The sequence below is a fragment of the Rhizobium sp. BR 314 genome, assembly GCF_047445805.1.
GTDB classification, from domain to species: Bacteria; Pseudomonadota; Alphaproteobacteria; order Rhizobiales; family Rhizobiaceae; genus Rhizobium; species Rhizobium lusitanum_B.
This window is the reverse complement of the sequence record NZ_JARWLA010000008.1, coordinates 89347-111916: the sequence shown is the minus strand read 5'-3', so window position 1 is coordinate 111916 and position 22570 is coordinate 89347. Positions and strand designations below refer to the sequence as shown.

Here is a 22570-nt window from a genome sequence, read left to right as displayed (position 1 = left end):
CCCATGTCCGACACCCGCAAACCAGGCCGCGGCCGCGTTTATGCCTCGATCACCGAGACCATCGGCGACACGCCGATCATCCGTCTCGACAAGCTGGCAAAGGAAAAGGGCGTCAAGGCCAACCTCCTGGCGAAGCTCGAGTTCTTCAATCCGATCGCGTCCGTGAAAGACCGTATCGGCGTCGCCATGATCGAAAGCCTGGAGTCCCAGGGCAAGATCGCCCCCGGCCGGACGGTGCTGATCGAGCCGACCTCGGGCAATACCGGCATCGCGCTCGCCTTCGCCGCCGCCGCCAAGGGTTACAAGCTGATCCTGACCATGCCGGAGACCATGTCGGTCGAGCGCCGCAAGATGCTGGCACTGCTCGGCGCCGAACTGGTGCTGACCGAAGGGCCGAAAGGCATGAAGGGCGCGATCGCCAAGGCGGAAGAGCTGGCCTCGACACTGCCGGATGCGATTATTCCGCAGCAGTTCGAAAACCCGGCCAATCCGGAAATCCATCGCAAGACGACCGCCGAAGAAATCTGGAACGACACCGAAGGCAAGGTCGATATCTTTGTTTCCGGCATCGGCACCGGCGGTACGATCACCGGCGTCGGTCAGGTGCTGAAAGCCCGCAAGGCCGACGTCAAGGTCATCGCCGTCGAGCCGGCGGATTCGCCGGTTCTCTCGGGCGGCAATCCTGGCCCGCACAAGATCCAGGGCATCGGCGCCGGTTTCGCACCGAAGATCCTCGACACCCACGTCTATGACGAGGTGATCACCGTCAGCAATGACGAGGCTTTCCAGCAGGCACGCCTCGTGGCCAAACTCGAGGGTGTGCCAGTCGGGATCTCCTCGGGCGCAGCCCTGACGGCGGCTATCAAAGTCGGCCAGCGCCCAGAAAACGAAGGCAAGACCATCGTCGTCATCATCCCCTCCTTCGCCGAGCGCTATCTCTCGACAGCACTGTTCGAGGGTCTTGGTGGCTGACAAGCCCGCACCTGACGATTTTGGAAAAGGGCGCTGTGGCGCCCTTTCTTATGCCCGCTCCTTGGTTTCAGGCATGTGCGATGAGCCGTTCACCCGCGATGCGGTAGGAAATGGCTTCGGCAAGGTGGATACGCCCGACCGTCGGCTTATCATCGAGATCGGCAAGCGTGGGTGCGACCTTCAGGATGCGGTGATAGCCGCGGGCCGAGAATTTCATCTTCTCGGCAGCTTCGCGCAGCAATTGCAAGCCCGCGGCATCCGGTTCAGCAATGGTTTCGATCATCGATGTCGAGCAGCGGGCGTTGGTGCTGACATCCTTCATACCGGCCCTTTCGAAACGTTCGCGCTGCCGTTCGCGAGCACGAGCGACGCGGAGTGCGACATCGACACTGCTTTCTGAGGTTGTTGGCCGGATGAGATCCGCGGCTGACACCGCCGGCAGGTCGATGCGGATATCGATACGATCGAGCAAGGGACCGGAAATGCGGCCTTGATAATCCGAGGCGCAGCGCGGACCTCGGGCATAGGTGTGCCCCGGTTCGCCGGCCATGCCGCAGCGGCACCGGTTCATCGCCGCCATGAGCTGGATACCAGCCGGATAGGCGACGCAATGGTTTGCTCTCGCAATGACGCATTCACCGGTTTCCAAGGGTTGGCGTAGCGCATCGAGCGCCTGCGGTGAAAACTCCGGCAGTTCGTCGAGGAACAGAATGCCGTGATGGGCAAGCGAGACCTCGCCGGGTCGGGCGCGAAGGCCGCCTCCAACAAGCGCGGCCATGGTGGCTGAGTGATGCGGCGCGCGATAGGGCCGCCGGTCGGAGAGCTTGCCCCCGGAAAGCTGGCCAGCGATCGAATGGATCATTGCCACTTCCAGCACTCATTCGTCGACAAAGGCGGCAAGATCGACGGCAGCCGCGAGGCGAGCATCGACTTCCCAGAACCGGGCGGCCCTACGAACAACAGATTATGCTCGCCGGCGGCCGCCACTTCCAGGGCGCGCTTGGCGCTTTCCTGCCCCTTGATATCGGTAAGATCGGGCAGACTGGAGTATTGGCGCGGACCGATGGTTCCGGCCGTGATAGGACCTGTGTGCCGCGGAAATGATTGGCGAGCGCGATCAGGCTACGCGGCGCCAGAATATCGATCTCCTTGCCGGCCCAGGCAGCTTCCGGCCCGCTTTCGGCAGGACAGATCAGCCCTTTGCCCATGGCATTGGCGGCAATCGCAGCAGGAAGCGCGCCGGCAACGGGCACAATCGTGCCGTCAAGATTGAGTTCGCCGATGACAGTATAGGAGGACAGAGCATCGGCGGGAATAGCGCCGAGCGCCGCCATCAGACCGAGCGCTATTGCGAGATCGAATTGGCTACCCTCCTTGGGCAGATCAGCCGGCGCGAGATTGACCGTGACCTTCTTTGGCGGCAACGCAAGGCCGGAGGCGTGCAATGCCGCCTGAACCCGCTCCCGGCTTTCGGCCACAGCCTTGTCGGGCAGGCCGACAATATGCATCAGCACCTTGCCCGGCGCGATCATCACCTGCACTTCGACGGGTACGCCTTCAATGCCTTGAAACGCAACCGTGCTGACGCGCGCTACCATCCCCCGCCCTCATCCGACGAGTTTGCCGTTACGTGCCTCGATCAACAAACTTCGGGTTGCAATCTGGCACAGGACAAAGAATGAAACGAGAACGATAAGCGAACAGAAATCTCTCAGTCTTGCCGAAATCATCAACATGACTGAGTGCGCATTATTGTCCAGCTGGAAAGCGCGATGGGAGTTGCCGATCAAGCCCGCTTGGATTCGATCGCATCCCAAAGCAGGCTCGCGATATCGGCGCCGCCGAAGCGCTTCACTTCGCGAAGACCCGTTGGCGAAGTGACGTTGATCTCGGTCATGTAGTCGCCGATGACATCGATGCCGACGAGCAGGAAGCCGCGTGCCTTCAGTGCCGGGCCGATGCGAGCGCAGATTTCCTGTTCGCGTGCCGTCAGTTCGGTGGCTTCGGCGCGGCCGCCAACATGCATGTTGGAACGGGCGTCATGCTCGGCCGGCACGCGGTTGATCGCGCCGACTGGCTCGCCATCGACGAGGATGATGCGCTTATCGCCCTTGCGGACATCAGGCAGATATTGCTGGGCGATGAAAGGCTCCCGGAATAGCTGGCCGAACATCTCAAGCAGCGACGAGAGATTGCGATCGTCACGCGTCGAGTGGAACACACCGGCGCCTCCATTGCCGTAGAGCGGCTTCAGGATGATGTCGCCCATCTCCTCGCGGAAACGGCGGATTTCGGCGGCATCTCGGGTGATCAGCGTCTTCGGCATGAGATCGGCAAATTCGGTGACGAAAATCTTTTCCGGCGAATTGCGCACCCAGGCCGGATCGTTGACGACGAGCGTCCTCGGGTGGATGCGCTCCAGGAGATGCGTCGAGGTGATATAGGCCATGTCGAATGGCGGGTCCTGACGCAGCAGTACCACGTCCATGGTCGAGAGATCGACACGCTCCGACTCGCCGAGCTCGAAGTGATCGCCCTTGACGTCGCGCAGGATCATCGGCTCGACTGAGGCATAGACCTTGCCGTCGCGCATGCTCAGCCGCTCCGGCGTATAGTGGAAGAGCTTGTAGCCGCGGTTCTGCGCCTCGAGGCTCATAGCGAAGGTCGAGTCGCCCGCGATATTGATGCTCCGGACATGGTCCATCTGGACCGCAACATTCTTGATACCAGCCATAGTCAGCCCTCGCTCGAATTTGCGGACAGATGTAGGTCGGCCCGCCTCCAAACGCAACGGCTATTCAAGGACTTCTGTCAGCGGCCTCTCTCGCCGGGGGGCCGGCCGCCCTCAGGCGGCAATGCCCTGTGCGCCGCCCTGACGGACGAAGTTGCGCAGACGATAAGCCATGGTCAAAGGCTTCGGGAACGGCTTGCGGCAGAAGGCGACCTTGCGCAGGTAGCGATCGATACGCCACGTCGCCCAGGTGCCGCCGGCAAAATAGGCGACATCGCCGGCGCTCAGCGTGCGCTCGACGCCATCTTCCGTGGTGATATGCACCTCGCCTTCGAGGATCATAACTGTTTCGTCCCAGCCGAAATACCAGCGGAACTCGCCCGCCGTGCAATCCCACAGCGCCGTAATGGCGGCATCGTCCTGGCCGCGCGAATGCTCGGCGATGCGGGCAACCGGATTGCCCGACAGGATCCACGACCGCTCGATCGGCGACGGCTTCATTTCCATTTCGTCGCTGGCACCCGCCACGAAGTTCCGTGACGGCGGCGTCGCGACGACAACTGGAACGGCACGCGCGGCGAAGGCCGCCATGCTCGCCAACATCAGTTTCAAGACCATACAATCCCCCAAAGATTCCATGCGCGTCCAAGATGTCATCGCATGGAAGGGGTAACGGCGCGGTTCATGAAATGCAGCGCATTTTAACGATTGCAGCGATCAGGCAGAGAAACCTTCGATTGTGCAGACAATGATATCGTGATCGGACAGCGGCTTGCCCTGGTCATTGAGGGAGGAAACAAGGTGGTTCTCACCGATCTTCAGACCACGGGTGATGAACCAGTCGAGCTTCATGGCACGGTCCGGAAAGCGCGTAATCAGGCTCGGGCGTGTGCTCGTTTGATCGAGCGGGCCGCCATGACATTCGAAACTGCGGCCCTCGGCCATGGCGAACAGCGTATCGGTCGAGAAATCGCCGCCGGTGTGGTTGCCTGTATTGAGGTCGCCGCCGATCAGGATCGGCAAACCGGGAGCAAACGCTTCCACGGCATCGATGAGCGCCGCCATCTGCTGCTCGCGATAGGCAGCGGTCGCGACGCTTTCGAGGTGAACGGAAACGGCAACCATCGGACCGGCATCCGTCTCGACGATGGCGCCGACAGCGCAGCGATCGCCAATGCGCGGCTGTTCGTTGCTGTCGTTGAACCAGACGGCTTCGCCCGGTAGACGGATCATGAATGCATCCTTCAGGGCCACGGAGGCCATGAGTGCGTTGCCGTGAAAGCCTTTTTCGTTGAAGTCATCGCGGCAGTAGGAGCGTTCGATTTCCGACCCGAGGCTGAGTTCGAGGAATTCGACGCCATAGGCGTAGTTCATGCCAAGTTCGCCGGCGATGACGGCTGTGGGGTCTCGCTGCTCGGTACGGGCCATACCCAGATCCATTTCCGATAGCAGGACAAGCGGCGCACTCGTGGCGCGCAGCTTGGCGGCACTTTCCTCGGGGAACAGGCAGCGCTCGAGATTCCAGGCGGCGGCCGTAAAGGGGAAGGATAAAGCTCCCTCCTTGGCTTCCTGCCCACCGATACGCACCGTATTCAAGCAAGCGAGTGACGCGAGCTTTTCGGCATGAACGGCGGGGATCTTTTCGAGCGAAACGAAGCTCTTGCGCTCCTCCTGCGAGGGCACGGTGAAAGCGGAAACGGTGTTGCGGATCATGGGTGGGCCTGTCGAAACGAAATGAGGAGCGCAGGCGGAGAAATCGCAGGCGCTGGTCGCCCGGCAATAGGCTGATTGTGTGACGGCCCTGTTACGACGACCTAAAAAGCAACGGGAAAATGCTGGGGCCAGCGGCCGGGCAGCATGGCGACAATGTCATAGCGTTGCGAGAGGCGGGCAAAATCCGTCTGGCGGGCAAGCCAGAGGTCGCTTGCGGCTCGGATGCGCCTCTGAGAGGAGAAGGAAGCGGTGTCGATCGCCTCCTGTGCGCCGCGCCGCGATTTGACCTCGACGAAGACGGCAAGATCACCCTTGCGGGCAACGATATCGATTTCGCCAAGCTTGGTGCGATGGCGAATAGCCAGGATGCGATAGCCCGTGAGCATCAGGAAGGCTGCGGCGAGATATTCGGCGACATGGCCGCGTCGCCATGCCTTTTGCCGCCTCAGTCTTTCGCCCGCCTCTGACCCCGGATCAGGCATGGCGCTCCTTCATGTCGAGCAGACGCTGGTAGAGTTCCTTGCGCGGCAGGCCGGTCAGGCGCGCGGCCTCGGCCGCCGCCTTTGCCGTCGGCATCGTGCCCGCAAGATCGGTCAGAATGGCGTCGACATCGGCCTCCGCTGCGACACTCTCCGCTGGTGGGCCGACAAGCAGCACGATTTCGCCTTTCACGTTGTCAACGGCATCGTAGAAGACGGCGAGTTCGGAGAGCGTACCTCTCCGGAACTCCTCAAAGGTCTTGGTCAGTTCGCGGCAGACGGCGCCTGTGCGCTCGCCGCCCAGCACATCGGCAGCAGCAGCAAGCGTGGCGGCGATGCGATGTGGCGATTCAAAGAAGATGAGGGTTGCAGGCACGGCTGCCAGCTCTGCCAGCCGATCGCGCTTGCCCTTGTCCTTGGCGGGCAGAAAACCGGCGAAGAAGAAAGCATCGTTCGGCAGGCCGGAACCCACGAGAGCAGCGAGCGGCGCGGAGGCACCTGGAATGGGCACGACCTTGTACCCAGCCTCGATCGCCTGCACGGCCAGCCGGTAGCCGGGATCGGAGACGAGCGGCGTGCCCGCATCCGACACCAGCGCCACGGACCGGCCGGCCTCCAGGGCCTGCAGCAAACGTGGACCGGCCTCATCGGCATTGTGCTCATGGTAGGCATAGGGCTTGTTCTGGATGCCGTAGCGATCGAGCAGGACGCGGGTGACGCGCGTGTCCTCGCAGGCGAGAACGTCGGCGCCGGCCAGCGTTTCCAGCGCCCTCAGCGTGATATCGCCGAGATTGCCGATCGGCGTGGCGACGAGATAGAGCGCCGGCTCAAGGGGACGGGCCGGAATCTGATTGTTGTGCAGGCGGAAACTCCGCGTCCCGCCGCTGGATTGCTCTTCGCTCATGCCTGCCCTGAATTCGTTTGAAATAGGCAGCCTTTATGGGCGAGGCGCGCACGGACGGCAAGAGCGGTGCAATTCCTGTGGAGCATTGTCGACGAAATGTCGAATTGGTCCTTGGCAATTGATCCATGCCTCTTGCATTCAGATGGAGAAGTCTGCCAAGTTGCCTGTCCAATCTTTCGGGCCTCGTCCGAAAACATGTCGCTCGGGCGCCTCGGGCTGCCCGGCAAGTCACGGTCGAAAGCGGTAGCATCCATGCGTATTACAATTGAGCGGTCAAACCTCCTGAAGTCGCTGAACCACGTGCATCGCGTGGTCGAGCGTCGCAATACGATCCCGATCCTGTCCAACGTTCTGCTGAAGGCCGAAGGCACCAGCCTCGACATGAAGGCGACCGACCTCGACCTCGAAATCACCGAGGCGACGCCTGCCAATGTCGAGCAGGCCGGTGCCACCACGGTTCCCGCGCATCTGCTCTACGACATTGTGCGCAAGCTGTCCGACGGCTCGGAAGTGCTGCTTGCCACCAATACCGACGGCAGCTCGATGACGGTCGCCTCCGGCCGCTCCAAGTTTTCGCTGCAATGCCTGCCGGAATCCGATTTCCCGGATCTGACCGCCGGCAGTTTCAGCCATTCCTTCAAGCTGAAGGCCGCCGATCTGAAGATGCTGATCGACCGCACGCAGTTTGCGATTTCCACCGAAGAGACGCGCTACTACCTGAACGGCATCTTCTTCCACACGATTGAAAGCGACGGCGATCTCAAGCTTCGCGCCGTTGCCACCGACGGCCACCGCCTCGCCCGCGCCGATGTCAGCGCCCCCTCCGGCTCCGAGGGCATGCCCGGCATCATCATTCCGCGCAAGACGGTCGGCGAGCTGCAGAAGCTGGTGGATTCTCCGGACACGATCGTCACTGTCGAAGTTTCCGATGCAAAGATCCGCCTGACGATCGGCTCGATCGTCATGACCTCGAAGCTGATCGACGGCACCTTCCCGGACTATCAGCGCGTCATTCCGACCAACAACGACAAGGAAATGCGCGTCGATTGCCAGACCTTCGCGCAGGCCGTCGACCGCGTCTCGACGATCTCTTCCGAGCGCGGCCGCGCCGTGAAGCTCGCTTTGTCCGACGGCCAGCTGCTGCTGACGGTCAACAACCCAGATTCGGGAAGTGCAACGGAAGAAGTCGCTGTCGGCTATGAGATGGACCCGATGGAAATCGGCTTCAACGCCAAGTACCTGCTCGACATCACCGCACAGCTCTCCGGCGATTCTGCCGTGTTCCTGCTGGCCGATGCCGGCTCGCCGACGCTCATTCGCGACACGGCCGGCGACGATGCGCTCTATGTGCTGATGCCGATGCGCGTCTAGAGCATGATGCCGAAAGCTGTCAGCGGTTTTCGGACGACATCGTGCTCTGCTTTTTTGCTTCAAGATCCGGATGATTTCAGGTCGAACAGACGTAAAATCAACCGGATCCAGGGAAACCAAAGCGCCCTTTCATGCGTTTCTTTACCGCGAGGGCGCTTTTATTTGGTTCTTTTCGGATTGCGACATTTTCTCTTGTTATTGCGTCATCGCATTGCAAGATTTTAGAGAAGCTGTATGTAAGTCGTGACCGTAACATCTAGGGGGAAGGCATGGCGCTGCGTCTTAAGGAACGGCTTGGCAAGAAATTCGATGAGGAGATCCGTTTCTTCAAGGGCATGATGCAAGGGCCGAAGACTGTCGGTTCGATTGCGCCGACTTCCTCGATCACCGCCCGCAAAATGGCGAGCGTCATCAACACCCAATCCGGGCTGCCTGTGCTGGAACTTGGGCCGGGTACGGGCGCCATCACCAAGGCGATCCTCGGACGCGGCGTCGAGCCGAAGAACCTGGTCGCCATCGAATACTCGACCGACTTCTACAATCACCTCGTCAAACTCTATCCCGGCGTCCATTTCATCAATGGTGACGCCTTCGATCTGGACAAGACGCTTGGCGTACTGCGCGGCCAGACCTTCGACTCCGTCGTCTCGGGCATTCCTCTCCTCAATTTCCCGATGAAGGCGCGTGTGGCGCTGCTCGAAAGCCTGCTGGATCGCATGCCCGCGGGTCGTCCCTTCGTGCAGATTTCCTATGGCCCGGTGTCGCCGATCATCGCCAAGCCTGATCGCTACCACATCCGCCATTTCGATTTCATTGTCCGCAATATTCCGCCGGCCCAGCTCTGGGTTTACAGCCGCGGCTGAGACAATCCATGTATGCGCTTTATATTACGCACCCGCAGGTGCGGATTGATCCGGACGTTCCCGTGCCGGAATGGGGGCTTTCCGAGGTGGGTGCGGCAAGGGCGCGCGCGGCGGCGATCCATCCCTGGGCCTATAAGCTTGGGCTAATCGTCTCCAGCGGCGAACGCAAGGCGATAGAAACAGCCGAAATTCTGGCGGCGACGAGCGGTGCGTCCGTCGAGATCATCGAGACCATGCACGAGAACGACCGCAGCGCCACGGGCTTCCTGGCCCCGCCCGAGTTCGAAAACGCAGCGGACTGGTTCTTTGCCAATCCGCATGAGAGCTTCAAAGGCTGGGAGCGCGCCATCGATGCGCAGGCAAGGATCGTCTCCAATGTCGAAGCCGTGCTTGCGCGGCACGACCCGCGGCTGCCGATCGCCTTCGTCGGACACGGCGGCGTCGGTACGCTGCTGAAATGCCACCTTGAGGGAAAGCCGATCGCGCGCCAGGGCGACCAGCCGCCGGGCGGGGGCAATCTTTTCTGTTTCGATCTTGCGAAGCGCGCCGTCTCGTGCGACTGGACACCCATGGAAGACTGGATGGGATGGGCTTGAGATGACCGCACGCGACCGCTTGATCGTTGGACTGGATGTTCCAAACCTTCAGGAGGCCGAGAAAGTGGTCGGCGCCCTCGGCGACGACATTCTCTATTACAAGATCGGCTACCAGCTCGCCTTTGCCGGCGGCCTGGAATTTGCGCGCGATCTCGCCGCCAGCGGCAAGAAGATCTTCCTCGACATGAAGCTGCTCGACATCGACAACACGGTGGCCTCCGGCGTCGAGAACATCGTCAAGATGGGCATGTCGATGCTGACGCTACACGCCTATCCGAAGGCGATGAAGGCGGCAGTCGAAGCGGCCAAGGGCTCCGACCTCTGCCTGCTCGGTGTGACCGTGCTCACCTCCATGGACGAAGAAGACCTGATCGCCGCCGGCTATGAGTACGATCCGCACACGCTAGTCCTGCGCCGGGCCGAGCAGGCACATCTGGCCGGCATGGGCGGTATTGTCTGTTCGGCCGAGGAATCAGCCGCGGTGCGCAAGATCATCGGCCCCGACATGGCGCTGGTGACCCCCGGCATCCGGCCGGCCGGCAGCGACAAGGGCGACCAGAAGCGGGTAATGACCCCGGCTGCGGCCATCAAGGCTGGTTCGAGCCATCTCGTCGTCGCCCGGCCGATCGTCAAGGCCGCCGATCCGAAGGAGGCCGCTCGCGCCATCCTCGCCGAGATCGACGCCGCAATCTGAGAATACACCAAGAAGCAGGGAGGAACATATGCCGAAGGGATACTGGATCGCACGCGTGGATGTGCGCGACGCGGAGCATTACAAAGACTACGTCGCAGCCGCCAAGCCCGCCTTCGAGAAATATGGCGCGAATTTCCTCGCCCGTGGTGGCGCTTTCACGCCGCTTGAGGGGCCGGCGCGCGGGCGCAACGTCGTCATCGAGTTCCCGTCACTGCAGCACGCCGTCGATTGCTACAACTCGCCGGAATACCAGATCGCCGCCAAAATCCGCCAGCAGGTCGCGGACGCGGAAATGGTCGTCGTCGAAGGGGTTTGACCCCTTCGAAACGCGACGCTGCAACGCAGCGTGATTGCACTTCACCTCGGCGCTCGGATCGGCTAAGACGAAACCATATAAGCCCAATCAAAGCCTTTCGAGGAGCCTGCCATGACCCTGTCCAACCTCCCGCCGCTCGTGACCGTGTTCGGAGGATCAGGCTTCATCGGACGGCACGTCGTGCGTGCGCTCGCCAAGCGCGGCTATCGCATCCGTGTTGCCGTGCGCCGCCCCGATCTTGCGGGTTTCCTGATCCCGCTCGGCAATCTCGGCCAGATTTCGATCGTTCAGGCCAATGTGCGGTACCGCAACTCCATCGACCGCGCAGCCGAAGGCGCACAGCATGTCGTCAATTGCGTGGGTATCCTGGCCGAAAGCGGCCGCAACACCTTTGACGCCGTGCAGGAATTCGGCGCCAAGGCCATCGCGGAAGCCGCACGCAGCGTCGGTGCATCGCTGACGCATATTTCGGCGCTCGGCGCGGATGCCAAATCACCTTCCGCCTATGCCCGCACCAAGGCTCGCGCAGAGACGGCCATCCTGTCAATCAAGCCTGACGTCGTGATCCTGCGCCCATCGATCGTTTTTGGACCCGAAGACGAGTTCTTCAACAAGTTTGCCGACATGTCGCGCACGGCCCCCTTCCTGCCGCTGATCGGCGGCGGCAAGACGAAGTTCCAGCCCGTTTACGTCGAAGACATCGCGGAAGCCGTTGCCCGCAGCGTCGACGGCAAGCTGAAGGCCGGCACGACCTACGAACTGGGCGGCCCGGAAGTCCTGTCCTTCCGTGAATGTCTCGAGACGACACTTTCGGTCATCAGCCGGAGGAAGGCCCTCGTTTCCATCCCCTTCGGCCTCGCCTCGCTGATCGGCTCGATCGCCTCCCTCATCCCGCTGGTCAAGCCGCCGATCACTGCCGACCAGGTCACGCTGCTGAAGAGCGACAATGTAGTTTCCAAGCAGGCTGAAGCCGAGGGACGCACCTTGAAGGGTATCGGCCTGCTGCCGACGCTTCTCGTCTCCGTGCTGCCCTCTTACCTCGTGCGCTACCGCCCGCATGGTCAGTTCACAGGCTCCGGCAAAGCAGCCTGACGATTCGGAGCTCCCGAAAAATTCAAGCGCCGCCCGGCCCGGCCGAGCGGCGTTTTTTATTGTCCAGATAGACAAAATTTGACGTCGCTGAACCCGTTGAACCCCTGCCGCACACAGCTTAGCGTTGCCTAAAAGACGCACTGCGGAAATAGTGGCATTAACGTCAAATTTAATATGAACATTTATTGCTATTGCTCACTTCACTGACTAACAAGGCCGCGCGTCGCGAGCTTGCATAACGAACCGATCGTGGCGCGCTTCACACTTCTGCGGAAAGGCATTTTTCGATGGGCAAGTCTATCGCGCTTCTGTTTGCGTGCGCGGCACTGGTGATTCTCGCAGGCTCTTTCGTCGCCCGCGGCAGCATCGCCTCGGTGAAGGGCGAATGTGCGCCGGCCTACGGCGTCGATCCCTGCACGACGGGCTCTATCAACGCCTCTTCAAATTGATAGGCATGAAAAAGGCCGGTTCTCACCGGCCTTAATTGTTTCCAGGATCGCGTCAGCGGACGACTTGCTTCAGCCGAAGTAAAGTCCGATCAGGCCGACGGTGCCGACGGCGATACGCCACCACGCGAAAGGCGCGTAGCCGCGGCGGGAGACGAAGTCGAGCAAGGCCCGCACGACGAACAGCGCCGAGATGAAGGCGGTGACGAAGCCGATGACGATCAGCAACCCTTGGTCCATGCTCAGATCGTGACGGCTCTTCCACAGATCCAGTGCAAACGCGCCTGCCATGGTGGGCATGGCCAGGAAGAATGAGAACTCGGCAGCCGATCGCTTGTCTGCGCCGAGCAGCAGCGCACCGACGATGGTGGAACCGGAGCGCGACGTGCCCGGAATCATAGCCAGGCACTGGAAGAAACCGATCTTCACCGCCATCGGCCAGGAAAACTCGTAGGCGCTGGTGTACTTCGGCTTGAATTGGATCCTGTCAACGATCAGCAGAACGATGCCACCGAGGATCAGCGAAATACAGACGACCTTCGGCGAATCGAACAGCACCGTCTTGATGAAATCATGCGCCAGAGCACCGATCACCGCCGCCGGCAGGAAGCTGAAGAGGACGGCCAGAACGAAGTGGCGAGCCTTGACGCTGACGGGAAGCGCCTTGGCAATTTGGACAAGCCGATTGAAATAAACGAGCAGGATGGCGAGAATCGCACCGAGCTGGATGAGAACGTCGAAAGTTGCGGCTTCTTTGAAACCGAGAAAATGTCCGAGCAATATCAAATGTCCGGTGGAGGAAACCGGAATGAACTCCGTAAGGCCCTCCACAAGACCCAAAACCAACGCGATAATAATTTGTTCAGCCATATCGTGTCCTTTGTCAAACGGCAGGGCGGCCCGATTCGCTTGTGCAAACTAGGCCAAGCTCCTATAGCTTCAACCCATGACACATGACTAGGCCGCAAGATCGCGACCCGAAAAACTCCGTAGCACCAATCAGAAACACCCGAGTAGCAATGCCGACGCTTTATCATCACCCAATGTCATCTTCATCTCGGTTCGTCCGGCTGATCCTGACCGAATATGGTTATCAGACGGAACTGATCGATGAGCAGACATGGGAAAAGCGCCGCGACTTCCTGGCGCTTAACCCTGCCGGCACCCTCCCTGTCTACGTCGATGACAGCATGAGGGCGCTCTGTGGTGCCTCGGTCATTTCCGAATATCTCGACGAGACCCACGGCGTCCTGAAGCGAGACCGCCGCCTTCTGGCCGAAGATCCGTTCCAGCGCGCCGAAATTCGCCGGCTGACGGAATGGTTCATGCAGAAGATGGAGCAGGACGTCACGCGGCCACTGACGCGCGAGCGCGTGTTCAAACTGCAGATGACCGCCGAACAAGGCGGCGGCGCGCCCGACTCCAAGGTGATGCGGATGGCGCGCGGCAATATCCGCCAGCATATGAAATATCTGTCCTGGCTTGCCGGCTCCCGGCAGTGGCTCGCAGGCGACCGGCTGAGCTACGCCGATCTGGCAGCCGCCGCTTCGATTTCCGTGCTGGACTATCTCGGAGAGATCGACTGGACGGAATCCCCGATTGCCAAGGAATGGTACCAGCGGCTGAAGTCGCGCCCGTCCTTCCGGCCGATCCTGGCTGAGCGTGTGCGCGGCGTCACCCCGGTTTCACACTACGCCGATCTGGATTTCTAGAGCCTTTTCGTTTTGAGCGGTGTCGCGAAATTGCTCTGTCTCTTGGTTTTCACGCAATTCCGGACGCAAAACCGCTGCACACTTTTGCTGGAATTGCTCTAACGAGGGCTTGTCATGCCCGAGGATCGTGAAACGGAAAAAGCCGGAAAGCGGCGAAGCGCGCTGACCGCCTTCCTGCGCGAGGAAGCGCGGGCGCAAGGCTTCGATCTCTGTCGCATCACACGACCGGACGCCATCCCGGAGGCTGTCGTCCGGCTCGGAGAGTTCCTCGACAAAGGCCATCACGGCACGATGGGCTGGATGGAGGAAACGCGTGACCGGCGGGCCGACCCTCGTGTTCTGTGGAGCGAGACACGCTCCATCGCAGTCTTTGGCCTCAACTACGGTCCCGACGAAGATCCTCGCGGCATTCTGGAAAAGCCCGACAAGGCAGCCATTTCCGTTTACGCTCGCAATCGCGATTATCATGACATCATCAAAGGACGGCTGAAGGAGATCGCGACCCGCTTTGCGGCGCGGTCGAAAGAAGATGTCAAAGTTTTCGTCGATACGGCGCCAGTCATGGAGAAGCCGCTCGCCGGCGCTGCCGGCCTCGGCTGGCAGGGCAAGCACACCAATCTCGTCAGCCGCGCTTTCGGATCCTGGCTATTTCTCGGCTCGATGTTCACCACGGCCGATCTGGAGCCGGACGCACCCGAGATCGACCATTGCGGCTCCTGTCGCGCCTGCCTCGACGCCTGCCCCACAGCGGCCTTCCCTGCGCCCTATCAACTCGATGCGCGTCGCTGCATCTCTTATCTCACAATAGAACACAAAGGGCCGATCGACCCGGAACTTCGGCCGAAGATCGGCAATCGCATCTACGGCTGCGACGATTGTCTGGCCGCTTGCCCCTGGAACAAGTTCGCAAGTGCTGCCTCGGAGATGAAGCTCGTCGCGCGCGAGGATCTCAAGGAGCCATCGATCGCCTTTCTGCTCGATCTCGACGATCCGACCTTCCGCACCTTCTTCAGCGGCTCGCCGGTCAAGCGTATCGGCCGGGATCGGTTTATCCGCAATGTCCTCATCGCGGCTGGCAATTCCGGTGAACGGTCCCTCATAGAGAAATGTCGCGAATTGGCTGGCGATCCATCGCCTGTCGTGCGGGGAATGGCAGTCTGGGCGTTGTCGCGGCTAATGACGGCTGGCGAGTTCCGTGCATTTGCGGCACAAAGGCACGAGGAAGCGGACGAAGAGGTTCGCGCGGAATGGAAACTGGCAGGGGTGTTGTGATGCATGTGATGATTTTCGGCTGTGGCTATTCGGGAACGGCCATCGCCAAGGCATTTGCCAGCCCCGGTGTGAGCATTACCGGCACGACCCGTTCCGCCGAGAAGGTCGCATTGCTGGCGAAGGAAGGCATAGAGGCTTTTGTCTTCGACGGCGAGACGCTCGATCCGGCTCTGGCCGAAGTGATGGCATCCGCAACCCACCTGGTGCAGTCGATCGCACCGGGCAAATCGGGCGATCCGCTGCTGCGGCTGGCGCAGCTCAATCTGAAGGCGCTTATGCCGAAGCTGGAATGGGTCTGCTACCTCTCAACGGTTGGCGTCTATGGCGACCATAAGGGCGCATGGGTCAGCGAGCAGACTTCATTGCATCCGGTCGCCGACCGCTCCGTCGAGCGTGTCGAGGCGGAAGATGGCTGGCTGCGCGTCGGTATCCGGCTTGACCTGCCGGTTTCCGTTCTCAGGCTTTCCGGCATCTATGGCCCGGGCCGCAATGCCTTCTGCAATCTGGACAAGGGAACGGCCCGCCGCCTCATCAAGGCGAACCAGGTCTTCAATCGCATTCGCGTCGAAGATATCGGCGCCTGCGCCCGCTTCCTGTCCGAGCGCAAACTTGGCGGCATATATAATGTGACCGATGACGAACCTGCGCCGCCGCAGGATGTGGTCGCTGAAGCCGCCCGCCTCATGGGCATCGAGCCGCCGCCGGAACAACCCTTCGAAGCGGCTGAGCTAACCCCGATGGCACGTTCCTTTTACGGCGAAAACAAGCGTGTCTCGAACGCGAAATTGCGCGCGTTGGGCTTTGCCTTCCGCTACCCGGAGTATCGCATGTCGCTTGCGGAACTGTGGTCCTCGGGACGCTGGCTGGGCTGAAAGATACGCCACTAACCCTCATTAAATTGCATGAAAATTCCTACCAGGCGGGGCTACCTAGTTCAATTTTCCCCGCAATTATGGTTAATGACCTCTAAAATTGCACAAATGCGGCAGCAATTATGGCGTTGTCGCAAAATTATTTTCCAGAGAATCGTGATCCCAGACATTCCGGCATGTCCGCAGGAAAAATCGTTCCACTTTTAACTGATTTTATTAGGTTTTTTCCATAACCGAGCAAATCCATTGAATAGTCACAGTATTTGCTGTGATTCACGAATGTTACATTCTGTAACATTCCGTGATCGACAGTGGCACTTTTTTGCCATTTTTGGCCGGATTTAAGCCCCACCGCCTGCCTAGGGCGCAAGTTCAATAGCTTGAGGGAAAAAACGGTTTGAAGAAAGTCGCACGTTCTTTGGCAATCGCCGCAACTATATCCGCCTCCTTTGCTGTCGTTTCGACTCCAGCATTTGCATCCGCCGGCTGCGGAGGCGCTTCATGGTACGGAGGAAGCTCCAAGACTGCTTCCGGTGAACGTATGAGTTCCAGAAATCTTACTGCCGCCCACCGTTCGCTTGCCTTCGGCACGCGCCTGCGGGTCACCAATAAGCACAATGGCCGCAGCGTCGTCGTTCGCATCAACGACCGTGGGCCTTTCATTCGCGGACGTGTTCTCGATCTTTCCCGCGCCGCAGCCCAGGACATCGGCATGGTTGCCTCCGGCACCGCCAAGGTCTGCTACGAGGTCGTCGCCTCGAGGTAATCGCCAATCAGGCCGGAAGCATAGGGCATTTCGGCTCAACGCTTGCTCTCTCCGCCAATCGCGGCTACCACGCGATTGCGACGCTTCAATAATCTGCCGCCATGTAGGGCATTCGAGCGGATTGATGAAGTGTCAGCGATATGTTGGCGGCGCATCCCGTTTCCCGATAAACTCCGCCGAGTTTCGGGATCATGCGCAAGCAGGAGAAGAGTGAATGCGTCTGGGCGGCCGATTGCAGGGGGCCATCGAAGTTCTTGCCGATATTGAAGCGCGCAAACGACCGGTGGCCGACGCCCTGAAGGATTGGGGCCTTGCCCATCGCTTTGCCGGCTCCGGCGACAGGGCCGCGATCGGCAACATCGTCTACGATGCCTTGCGCATGCGGCTTTCTCACGCCTGGCTGATGGAAGACGACAGTCCTTCAGCGCTTGCCCATGCAGTCCTCTTTCGCCAATGGGGCCTGATGCCCGAAGCTCTCGCTGCCGAACTAGACGGCGATAAGTTTGCTCCCGAGGCGCCGAGCACACAGACCTTGGCCGGCTTTGCCGCCCGCAAACTCGAGGACGCGCCCGTGCACGTCCAGGGTGATATCCCCGAATGGGTCGAAGCGTCCTTCCAGCGCGCCTTCGGCGACGGCTGGCTTGCCGAAGCACAAGCGCTCTCCGACCGCCCAACGCTCGACCTTCGCGCCAACGCGCTCAAGGCCGACCGCGCCAAGGTGGTGAAGGCGTTGGAACGCGCAGGCGCACGGGCATCGAAAATCGCCCGTTTCGGCATCCGCATTCCCGCCGGTGAAGGCGCATCCCGTCTTCCTAACGTCACGGCCGAGCTTTCATTCCAGAAAGGTTGGTTCGAGGTGCAGGACGAAGGCTCGCAGATCGTTGCCGATCTCGTTTTGCCCGAAGAAGGCGACCAGGTGCTCGATTATTGTGCCGGCGGCGGCGGCAAGACGCTCGCCATGTCGGCCGCCATGCACAACAAGGGTCAGGTCCACGCCTATGACAGTGATCGCCGGCGGCTGGCACCGATCATCGAACGCCTGAAGCGTGCCGGAACCCGCAATGTTCAGGTTCATGACGAACGCAACGGTCTGCTGACGTTGCGCGGCAAGTTCGACAAGGTTCTGGTCGACGCGCCTTGCACCGGCACCGGCACCTGGCGCCGCCGTCCGGATACGAAATGGCGGCTGACGCAGAAAAATCTCGACGAGCGGACCAGCCAGCAGCAGGAAGCCCTCGCTCAAGCTGGCGAATTCGTCCGCCCCGGCGGCTCGCTGCTTTACGTCACCTGTTCGGTCCTGCCCGAAGAAAACGAGGCGCAAGTCACCCGCTTCGCCAGCCAGAACCCCGATTTCGCAATCGTGGAGACACTGAGCTCCTGGGAAAAGCTGTTCGGCAAGGATACGGCACGCCCGCATTCTTCAGATGGCAAGACCATCACCCTGACCCCCGCCTCCACCGACACGGACGGCTTCTTCTTCTGCCGCCTGCAGCGCAAGGCATAGGTGCACCGCAGTGCGGCGGCTAGGTGAGCCGCCGCACTGCGATTGGGCAGGCTATTTCAGCAATCAGAGACAATGTAGATGCGGCACGTGGCGCACCGTCAGCGCGCTGCTTTTCCTGCAAATCCCCCTATCCGCGAAGCCGGAACCAAGGGTCACTCGCCTTAAAACAATTCCAAACTAGAGCATTTGACACAAGTTTATTTTTCATACATGACACAAATTGCCAAGTTTTGACGGTGCCCCCGCTGTCACAGGAGAGGAACATGAAGGTGAAAATCAATTTTGGCGCCGCACTTGCGGTGGCCGTTGCCATGACTGCCGCATCCGGCCTTCCCGCTCGCGCCGCCGCTCCCGAGCCGGCCGCCGTTCTCAAGCATTATACGGACCTGGCACATGCCAAATATCAGGACGCGCTGACGACAGCACAGGCGCTCGACAAGGCAATCGACGCTTTGCTTGCCAACCCGAGCGACAAGACGCTGGAGGCGGCACGCGCGGCCTGGGTCAAGGCCCGTGTCCCCTATGCGCAGACGGAAGTCTATCGCTTCGGCAATCCCATCGTCGATGACTGGGAAGGCCAGGTGAACTCGTGGCCGCTCGACGAAGGTCTGATTGACTACGTCGATGCTTCCTACGGCACCGAGAGCGACGAAAACTCGCTTTATGTCGCCAACGTCATTGCTAACAAGACGATCAAGATCAACGGCAAGGATGTCGACGCCTCGCATCTGACGCCGGAATTCCTGTCGGGCACGCTGCACAAGGCCGGGGGCGTCGAAGCCAACGTGGCCGTCGGCTACCACGCCATCGAATTCCTGCTCTGGGGCCAGGATCTGCACGGCACGGGACCAGGGGCCGGCGAACGCCCCGCCACCGACTACGATCTGAAGAATTGCACGCACGGCAATTGCGACCGCCGCGCCGAATATCTGCGTTCCGCGTCGACGCTGCTCGTTGCCGATCTCAAGGATATGACGGAGAAGTGGGCGCCTGAAGGCGAAGCCACCAAGAACGTCCAGGCGGATCTGAAGGCTGGCCTCACCACCATCCTGACCGGCATGGGCTCGCTCTCCTACGGCGAACTTGCAGGCGAACGCATGAAGCTCGGCCTGCTGCTGCACGATCCGGAAGAAGAGCAGGATTGCTTCTCCGACAACACCTACAACGAGCATAATGGCGACGCCATCGGTATCGCGTCTGCCTATACCGGCAATTATACGCGCGTCGACGGCACCAAGATGACGGGTCCGTCGCTGCACGATCTGGTCAAGGCCAAGGATCCGGCGCTCGACAAGGAAATGGAAGCCAAGCTCGACGCCACCCTCGACGCCATGAAGGCGCTGGTGCATCGCGGCGAGACGGTCGAGAAATACGACCAGATGATCGGCGAAGGCAACAAGGAAGGCAACGCCACTGTGCAGAAGGCGATCGACGGCCTGCTCGACCAGACGAAGAGCATCCAGCGCGTCATCGCCGCTCTCGATCTCGGCACCATCAAGCTTGAAGGTTCGGCAAGCCTGGACAATCCTAACACGGTCTTCAAGAAGTAATGAGGGAGGTGGCAGCGCGACAAGGCGCTGGCACCCTCGGCAACCATGATAAACACTCAGGCCAACCGCGCCCTTTTGCCCGCCTTCGCTGCGGTTTTTTTGGTTTTTTCCATCACCCTTGCCGCGGCCGGCATCCTTGATTTTCCGACCACGCGGACCGACCTTTCCACCGAGCAGCTGACGCGGGTGCGCGACGTCACCCGCGCGACAACGGATTTTTCCAAGGCCGAGTCCTATGAGGCGATGCAGGGCGGTGCGCTGACCTCGATCGATCCTGTCACCCGCGATATCTTCTCGAAGCCTTCGGCTAATCTCAGCCTGGAACGGGGACAGGATTTCCATCTCGGCAACGCCCTTTTCCGCAAGCTCTGGGTCTCCGCGCCTTCCTCCACCCAGGCCTCCGACGGGCTCGGGCCGCTGTTCAACGCCCGATCCTGCCAGAGCTGCCACCTCCGCGATGGCCGCGGACATGGGCTCGAAAAGACGGTGACCGATGCCACATCCCTGGTGCTTAGGCTGGCGCGACCGGCAGCGACCCGGGAGGAGGAACAGGCGGCCAAGGATTTTCGCGCGCTCAATTTTCCGGATTCGACCTATGGCGCGCAGCTGCAAGATCTCGCCGTGCCCGGCCTTGCCGCCGAGGGCAAGGTGACGGTCAGCTATAGCGAAGAGACAGCGACGCTCGCCGATGGTGAAACCGTTACCCTGCGCAAGCCGAATTATTTCGTGACCGATCTTGCTTACGGGCCGATGGACCCGACCACCACGCTTTCGCCCCGTATCGCCCCGCCGATGATCGGCCTCGGCCTGATCGAGGCCATTCCGGAAGCCGACATTCTTGCCAATGCCGACCCGGACGACAAGAACAGCGACGGTATCCATGGCAAGGCTGCGATCGTCCGCGATCATCGCACCGGGCAACTTGCACTCGGCCGTTTCGGCTGGAAGGCGCAGAATGCGACAGTGCGCGATCAGGCGGCCGACGCCTTTTCCGTCGATATAGGCATTTCAACGCCGGACCGCCCAAACCCCTATGGCGACTGCACGGCAAAGGAGCCGCGCTGCCTCTCCATGCCGAACGGCGTGCAAAAGCGGCTCGGCGATACGGAGGCGCCGGATCCGGTTCTGCCTCTCGTGACCTTCTATTCCGAAAATCTCGCCGTGCCCGCCCGCCGCAAGGCGAGCTTTCCTGATGTGCTCCACGGCAAGGAGATGTTCTATCGCTCCGGCTGCGCTTCCTGCCATACGCCGAAATTCGTAACCCGTGACGGCATCAAGAGCAGCGACGGCAAAGATTCCCCGCAGGCCTTCCAGCTGATCTGGCCCTATTCCGATTTCCTGCTGCACGACATGGGCGAAGACCTGTCGGATGGGCAGCAGGTGGGCGTGGCATCCGGTCGCGATTGGCGTACGCCGCCGCTCTGGGGTATAGGCCTGACCCAGACGGTAAGCGGACGGCAAGCCTATCTGCATGACGGCCGCGCCCGCACATTGACAGAAGCCATCCTCTGGCACGGAGGAGAGGCCGAAAAAGCCCGCAACGCATTCGCCGACCTGTCCAAGCACGATCGGCAAACCCTCATCAACTTTCTGGAGTCTCTCTGATGCGCCACTGGAAAAGCCTCGCCGTCTGCCTTCTTCTTTCGGTTTCGGCTCTACCGGCCCATGCAGAGGACGCGAAAGCCAACGGCGCCGGCCTTAACGAGGCGGCAGTACCGGGGGTCCTGCAGAAGGCGGTCGACGACGTCATTCGCCCCGGTTACCGCGCCATGCACAGTTCCGCATCGAAACTAACCGTCGCGATGAAGGCGCTTTGCGCGGCCCCCAGCACCACGACGCTTGCGAGCGCCAAGTCGGCCTTCGGCGACACGGTCAAGAGCTGGTCGCATATCGAGATCGTCGACACCGGCCCGATCATCGAAAAGAACCGCTTCGAGCACATCCTGTTCTATCCGGATCGCAAAGGCGTCGGCCTCAAGCAGGTGCAGGCATTGATCGCCAAGGTGGACGAACACGACACGACCGTCGAGGCCGTGGCCGGCAAGAGCGTGGCACTCATGAGCATGACGGCGCTGGAGTACGTCCTCGACGGCAATGGCTCGGACGTGCTTTCCACGGAGAAGCAAAGCTTCCGTTGCCGCTATGGTGCGGCTGTCGCCGGCAACATCGAAAAGACTGCCAAGGAGATTGCCGACGAGTGGGACGCCCCGAACGGCGTGCAGAAATCATGGAAGTTTCCGGGCAGCGCCAGCAGTGACTTCATGGACAACAAGGAAGCCGTCACGGCGTTGCTCGGCATCCTGGTGCATGGGGCAGCCACCGTCCGCGACCAGCGGCTGGAGACCTTCTACAAGGGCGATGCTGCGGCAACGCGTCCGAAGATGGCGATCTATTGGCGCTCCGCCAACACCTGGACCTCGTTTGCCGGCAATATCGAAGGCTTGAAGACGCTGTGGGAAGAGGCCGACATGGCCAGCCTGCTGCCGGCAGACAAACGCGATATCGCCGGCAAGATCGACAAGCTGCTCGCCGAACTGACGATGACGGCGACGACGATCAACCCGGATATCGAAGCGGCCATCGGCAACGACGCCGAGCGGGCCAAGATCGACAAGCTTCTTTCTGCCAGCCGCGATCTCGCCACCGGCTTCAGCGATGAATACGGCGTCGCCATCGGGCTTTCGGCCGGCTTCTCCTTCGCAGACGGAGACTGAGTT

22 protein-coding genes and 1 pseudogene are annotated in these 22570 nt (G+C 60.9%); 16 read left to right on the top strand and 7 right to left on the bottom strand.

The features are described 5' to 3' along the window. The first annotated feature begins 3 nt into the window (after window positions 1–3). Window positions 4–972: a cysteine synthase A gene (gene cysK / locus QD461_RS13545; RefSeq protein ID WP_184706347.1), complete on the top strand. Its 969-nt coding sequence runs from the start codon at window positions 4–6 to the stop codon at window positions 970–972. A gap of 67 nt (window positions 973–1039) precedes the next feature. Here cysK and QD461_RS13540 read toward each other — a convergent pair. From QD461_RS13540 to rsmI, 6 genes and pseudogenes are all read right to left on the bottom strand, one after another. Further along, a pseudogene (locus QD461_RS13540) lies at window positions 1040–2570 on the bottom strand (YifB family Mg chelatase-like AAA ATPase). Window positions 2571–2758: 188 nt separating this feature from the next. Next, entirely contained in the window at window positions 2759–3706 is a 948-nt protein-coding gene (gene gshB / locus QD461_RS13535; RefSeq protein WP_414088230.1) for a glutathione synthase, read from the bottom strand. A gap of 111 nt (window positions 3707–3817) precedes the next feature. Further along, window positions 3818–4321, bottom strand: coding sequence for a cupin domain-containing protein (locus QD461_RS13530; protein ID WP_414088229.1), 504 nt, complete (start codon window positions 4319–4321; stop codon window positions 3818–3820). Window positions 4322–4420: 99 nt separating this feature from the next. Then, window positions 4421–5416 carry an endonuclease/exonuclease/phosphatase family protein gene (locus QD461_RS13525; RefSeq protein ID WP_414088228.1) on the bottom strand — a complete coding sequence of 332 codons (996 nt, stop codon included), beginning with the start codon at window positions 5414–5416 and terminating at the stop codon, window positions 4421–4423. A gap of 101 nt (window positions 5417–5517) precedes the next feature. Beyond that, entirely contained in the window at window positions 5518–5898 is a 381-nt protein-coding gene (locus QD461_RS13520; protein WP_414088227.1) for a YraN family protein, read from the bottom strand. Beyond that, window positions 5891–6799, bottom strand: a complete 909-nt coding sequence (gene rsmI, locus QD461_RS13515; protein ID WP_414088226.1) for a 16S rRNA (cytidine(1402)-2'-O)-methyltransferase — start codon at window positions 6797–6799, stop codon at window positions 5891–5893. The genes QD461_RS13520 and rsmI overlap by 8 nt, the downstream gene beginning before the upstream one ends. A 252-nt stretch (window positions 6800–7051) precedes the next feature. Here rsmI and dnaN point away from each other — a divergent pair, with 252 nt between their 5' ends. From dnaN to QD461_RS13480, 7 genes are all read left to right on the top strand, one after another. Continuing rightward, on the top strand, window positions 7052–8170 hold the full coding sequence (gene dnaN, locus QD461_RS13510; RefSeq protein ID WP_414088225.1) for a DNA polymerase III subunit beta: 1119 nt from the start codon (window positions 7052–7054) through the stop codon (window positions 8168–8170). Window positions 8171–8439: 269 nt separating this feature from the next. Continuing rightward, window positions 8440–9033: a phospholipid N-methyltransferase PmtA gene (pmtA, locus tag QD461_RS13505; protein ID WP_184706331.1), complete on the top strand. Its 594-nt coding sequence runs from the start codon at window positions 8440–8442 to the stop codon at window positions 9031–9033. 8 nt (window positions 9034–9041) lie between these two features. Next, on the top strand, window positions 9042–9629 hold the full coding sequence (locus QD461_RS13500; RefSeq protein WP_414088224.1) for a histidine phosphatase family protein: 588 nt from the start codon (window positions 9042–9044) through the stop codon (window positions 9627–9629). 1 nt (window position 9630) lies between these two features. Next, window positions 9631–10323, top strand: a complete 693-nt coding sequence (gene pyrF / locus QD461_RS13495) for an orotidine-5'-phosphate decarboxylase (RefSeq protein ID WP_414088223.1) — start codon at window positions 9631–9633, stop codon at window positions 10321–10323. A 28-nt stretch (window positions 10324–10351) separates the two neighbouring features. Continuing rightward, window positions 10352–10639: a DUF1330 domain-containing protein gene (locus QD461_RS13490; RefSeq protein ID WP_199096487.1), complete on the top strand. Its 288-nt coding sequence runs from the start codon at window positions 10352–10354 to the stop codon at window positions 10637–10639. 111 nt (window positions 10640–10750) lie between these two features. Beyond that, complete coding sequence (locus tag QD461_RS13485; RefSeq protein ID WP_414088222.1) at window positions 10751–11731, top strand: complex I NDUFA9 subunit family protein; 981 nt, start codon at window positions 10751–10753, stop codon at window positions 11729–11731. Window positions 11732–12018: 287 nt separating this feature from the next. Continuing rightward, complete coding sequence (locus QD461_RS13480) at window positions 12019–12180, top strand: hypothetical protein (RefSeq protein WP_037149170.1); 162 nt, start codon at window positions 12019–12021, stop codon at window positions 12178–12180. Between the two features lie 69 nt (window positions 12181–12249). On the opposite strand, the gene QD461_RS13475 is transcribed toward QD461_RS13480, so the two are convergent. Further along, window positions 12250–13047, bottom strand: coding sequence for an undecaprenyl-diphosphate phosphatase (locus QD461_RS13475; RefSeq protein WP_414088221.1), 798 nt, complete (start codon window positions 13045–13047; stop codon window positions 12250–12252). 149 nt (window positions 13048–13196) lie between these two features. Between QD461_RS13475 and QD461_RS13470 the strand changes: the two genes are divergently transcribed. The 8 genes from QD461_RS13470 to QD461_RS13435 all read left to right on the top strand — a co-directional run bounded on the left by QD461_RS13470 (window position 13197) and on the right by QD461_RS13435 (window position 22567). Next, a complete protein-coding gene (locus tag QD461_RS13470) occupies window positions 13197–13889 on the top strand; it encodes a glutathione S-transferase family protein (protein ID WP_184706319.1) in 693 nt (230 codons plus the stop codon). A 114-nt stretch (window positions 13890–14003) separates the two neighbouring features. Beyond that, on the top strand, window positions 14004–15161 hold the full coding sequence (queG, locus tag QD461_RS13465) for a tRNA epoxyqueuosine(34) reductase QueG (protein ID WP_414088220.1): 1158 nt from the start codon (window positions 14004–14006) through the stop codon (window positions 15159–15161). Further along, window positions 15161–16033, top strand: coding sequence for an SDR family oxidoreductase (locus QD461_RS13460; RefSeq protein ID WP_414088219.1), 873 nt, complete (start codon window positions 15161–15163; stop codon window positions 16031–16033). Before queG ends, QD461_RS13460 begins: the two co-directional genes overlap by 1 nt. A gap of 397 nt (window positions 16034–16430) precedes the next feature. Next, on the top strand, window positions 16431–16799 hold the full coding sequence (locus QD461_RS13455) for a septal ring lytic transglycosylase RlpA family protein (RefSeq protein WP_414088218.1): 369 nt from the start codon (window positions 16431–16433) through the stop codon (window positions 16797–16799). A gap of 214 nt (window positions 16800–17013) precedes the next feature. Beyond that, window positions 17014–18303, top strand: coding sequence for an RsmB/NOP family class I SAM-dependent RNA methyltransferase (locus QD461_RS13450; RefSeq protein WP_414088217.1), 1290 nt, complete (start codon window positions 17014–17016; stop codon window positions 18301–18303). A 263-nt stretch (window positions 18304–18566) separates the two neighbouring features. Continuing rightward, on the top strand, window positions 18567–19853 hold the full coding sequence (locus QD461_RS13445) for an imelysin family protein (RefSeq protein ID WP_414088216.1): 1287 nt from the start codon (window positions 18567–18569) through the stop codon (window positions 19851–19853). Between the two features lie 45 nt (window positions 19854–19898). Beyond that, window positions 19899–21458, top strand: a complete 1560-nt coding sequence (locus tag QD461_RS13440; protein ID WP_414088215.1) for a di-heme oxidoredictase family protein — start codon at window positions 19899–19901, stop codon at window positions 21456–21458. Further along, complete coding sequence (locus QD461_RS13435) at window positions 21458–22567, top strand: imelysin family protein (RefSeq protein ID WP_414088214.1); 1110 nt, start codon at window positions 21458–21460, stop codon at window positions 22565–22567. Before QD461_RS13440 ends, QD461_RS13435 begins: the two co-directional genes overlap by 1 nt. Window positions 22568–22570 lie beyond the last annotated feature (3 nt).

Bases quoted from the DNA above. Each gene is read 5' to 3' on its own strand.
- QD461_RS13440 (WP_414088215.1), top strand. From the start codon at position 19,899: ATGATAAACACTCAGGCCAACCGCGCCCTTTTGCCCGCCTTCGCTGCG.
- cysK (WP_184706347.1), top strand. From the start codon at position 4: ATGTCCGACACCCGCAAACCAGGCCGCGGCCGCGTTTATGCCTCGATC.
- dnaN (WP_414088225.1), top strand. From the start codon at position 7,052: ATGCGTATTACAATTGAGCGGTCAAACCTCCTGAAGTCGCTGAACCAC.
- QD461_RS13435 (WP_414088214.1), top strand. From the start codon at position 21,458: ATGCGCCACTGGAAAAGCCTCGCCGTCTGCCTTCTTCTTTCGGTTTCG.
- QD461_RS13520 (WP_414088227.1), bottom strand. From the start codon at position 5,898: ATGCCTGATCCGGGGTCAGAGGCGGGCGAAAGACTGAGGCGGCAAAAG.
- QD461_RS13450 (WP_414088217.1), top strand. From the start codon at position 17,014: ATGCGTCTGGGCGGCCGATTGCAGGGGGCCATCGAAGTTCTTGCCGAT.
- QD461_RS13475 (WP_414088221.1), bottom strand. From the start codon at position 13,047: ATGGCTGAACAAATTATTATCGCGTTGGTTTTGGGTCTTGTGGAGGGC.
- pyrF (WP_414088223.1), top strand. From the start codon at position 9,631: ATGACCGCACGCGACCGCTTGATCGTTGGACTGGATGTTCCAAACCTT.
- QD461_RS13485 (WP_414088222.1), top strand. From the start codon at position 10,751: ATGACCCTGTCCAACCTCCCGCCGCTCGTGACCGTGTTCGGAGGATCA.
- QD461_RS13460 (WP_414088219.1), top strand. From the start codon at position 15,161: ATGCATGTGATGATTTTCGGCTGTGGCTATTCGGGAACGGCCATCGCC.
- QD461_RS13525 (WP_414088228.1), bottom strand. From the start codon at position 5,416: ATGATCCGCAACACCGTTTCCGCTTTCACCGTGCCCTCGCAGGAGGAG.
- QD461_RS13445 (WP_414088216.1), top strand. From the start codon at position 18,567: ATGAAGGTGAAAATCAATTTTGGCGCCGCACTTGCGGTGGCCGTTGCC.
- QD461_RS13500 (WP_414088224.1), top strand. From the start codon at position 9,042: ATGTATGCGCTTTATATTACGCACCCGCAGGTGCGGATTGATCCGGAC.
- QD461_RS13470 (WP_184706319.1), top strand. From the start codon at position 13,197: ATGCCGACGCTTTATCATCACCCAATGTCATCTTCATCTCGGTTCGTC.
- rsmI (WP_414088226.1), bottom strand. From the start codon at position 6,799: ATGAGCGAAGAGCAATCCAGCGGCGGGACGCGGAGTTTCCGCCTGCAC.
- QD461_RS13530 (WP_414088229.1), bottom strand. From the start codon at position 4,321: ATGGTCTTGAAACTGATGTTGGCGAGCATGGCGGCCTTCGCCGCGCGT.
- pmtA (WP_184706331.1), top strand. From the start codon at position 8,440: ATGGCGCTGCGTCTTAAGGAACGGCTTGGCAAGAAATTCGATGAGGAG.
- queG (WP_414088220.1), top strand. From the start codon at position 14,004: ATGCCCGAGGATCGTGAAACGGAAAAAGCCGGAAAGCGGCGAAGCGCG.
- QD461_RS13480 (WP_037149170.1), top strand. From the start codon at position 12,019: ATGGGCAAGTCTATCGCGCTTCTGTTTGCGTGCGCGGCACTGGTGATT.
- gshB (WP_414088230.1), bottom strand. From the start codon at position 3,706: ATGGCTGGTATCAAGAATGTTGCGGTCCAGATGGACCATGTCCGGAGC.
- QD461_RS13490 (WP_199096487.1), top strand. From the start codon at position 10,352: ATGCCGAAGGGATACTGGATCGCACGCGTGGATGTGCGCGACGCGGAG.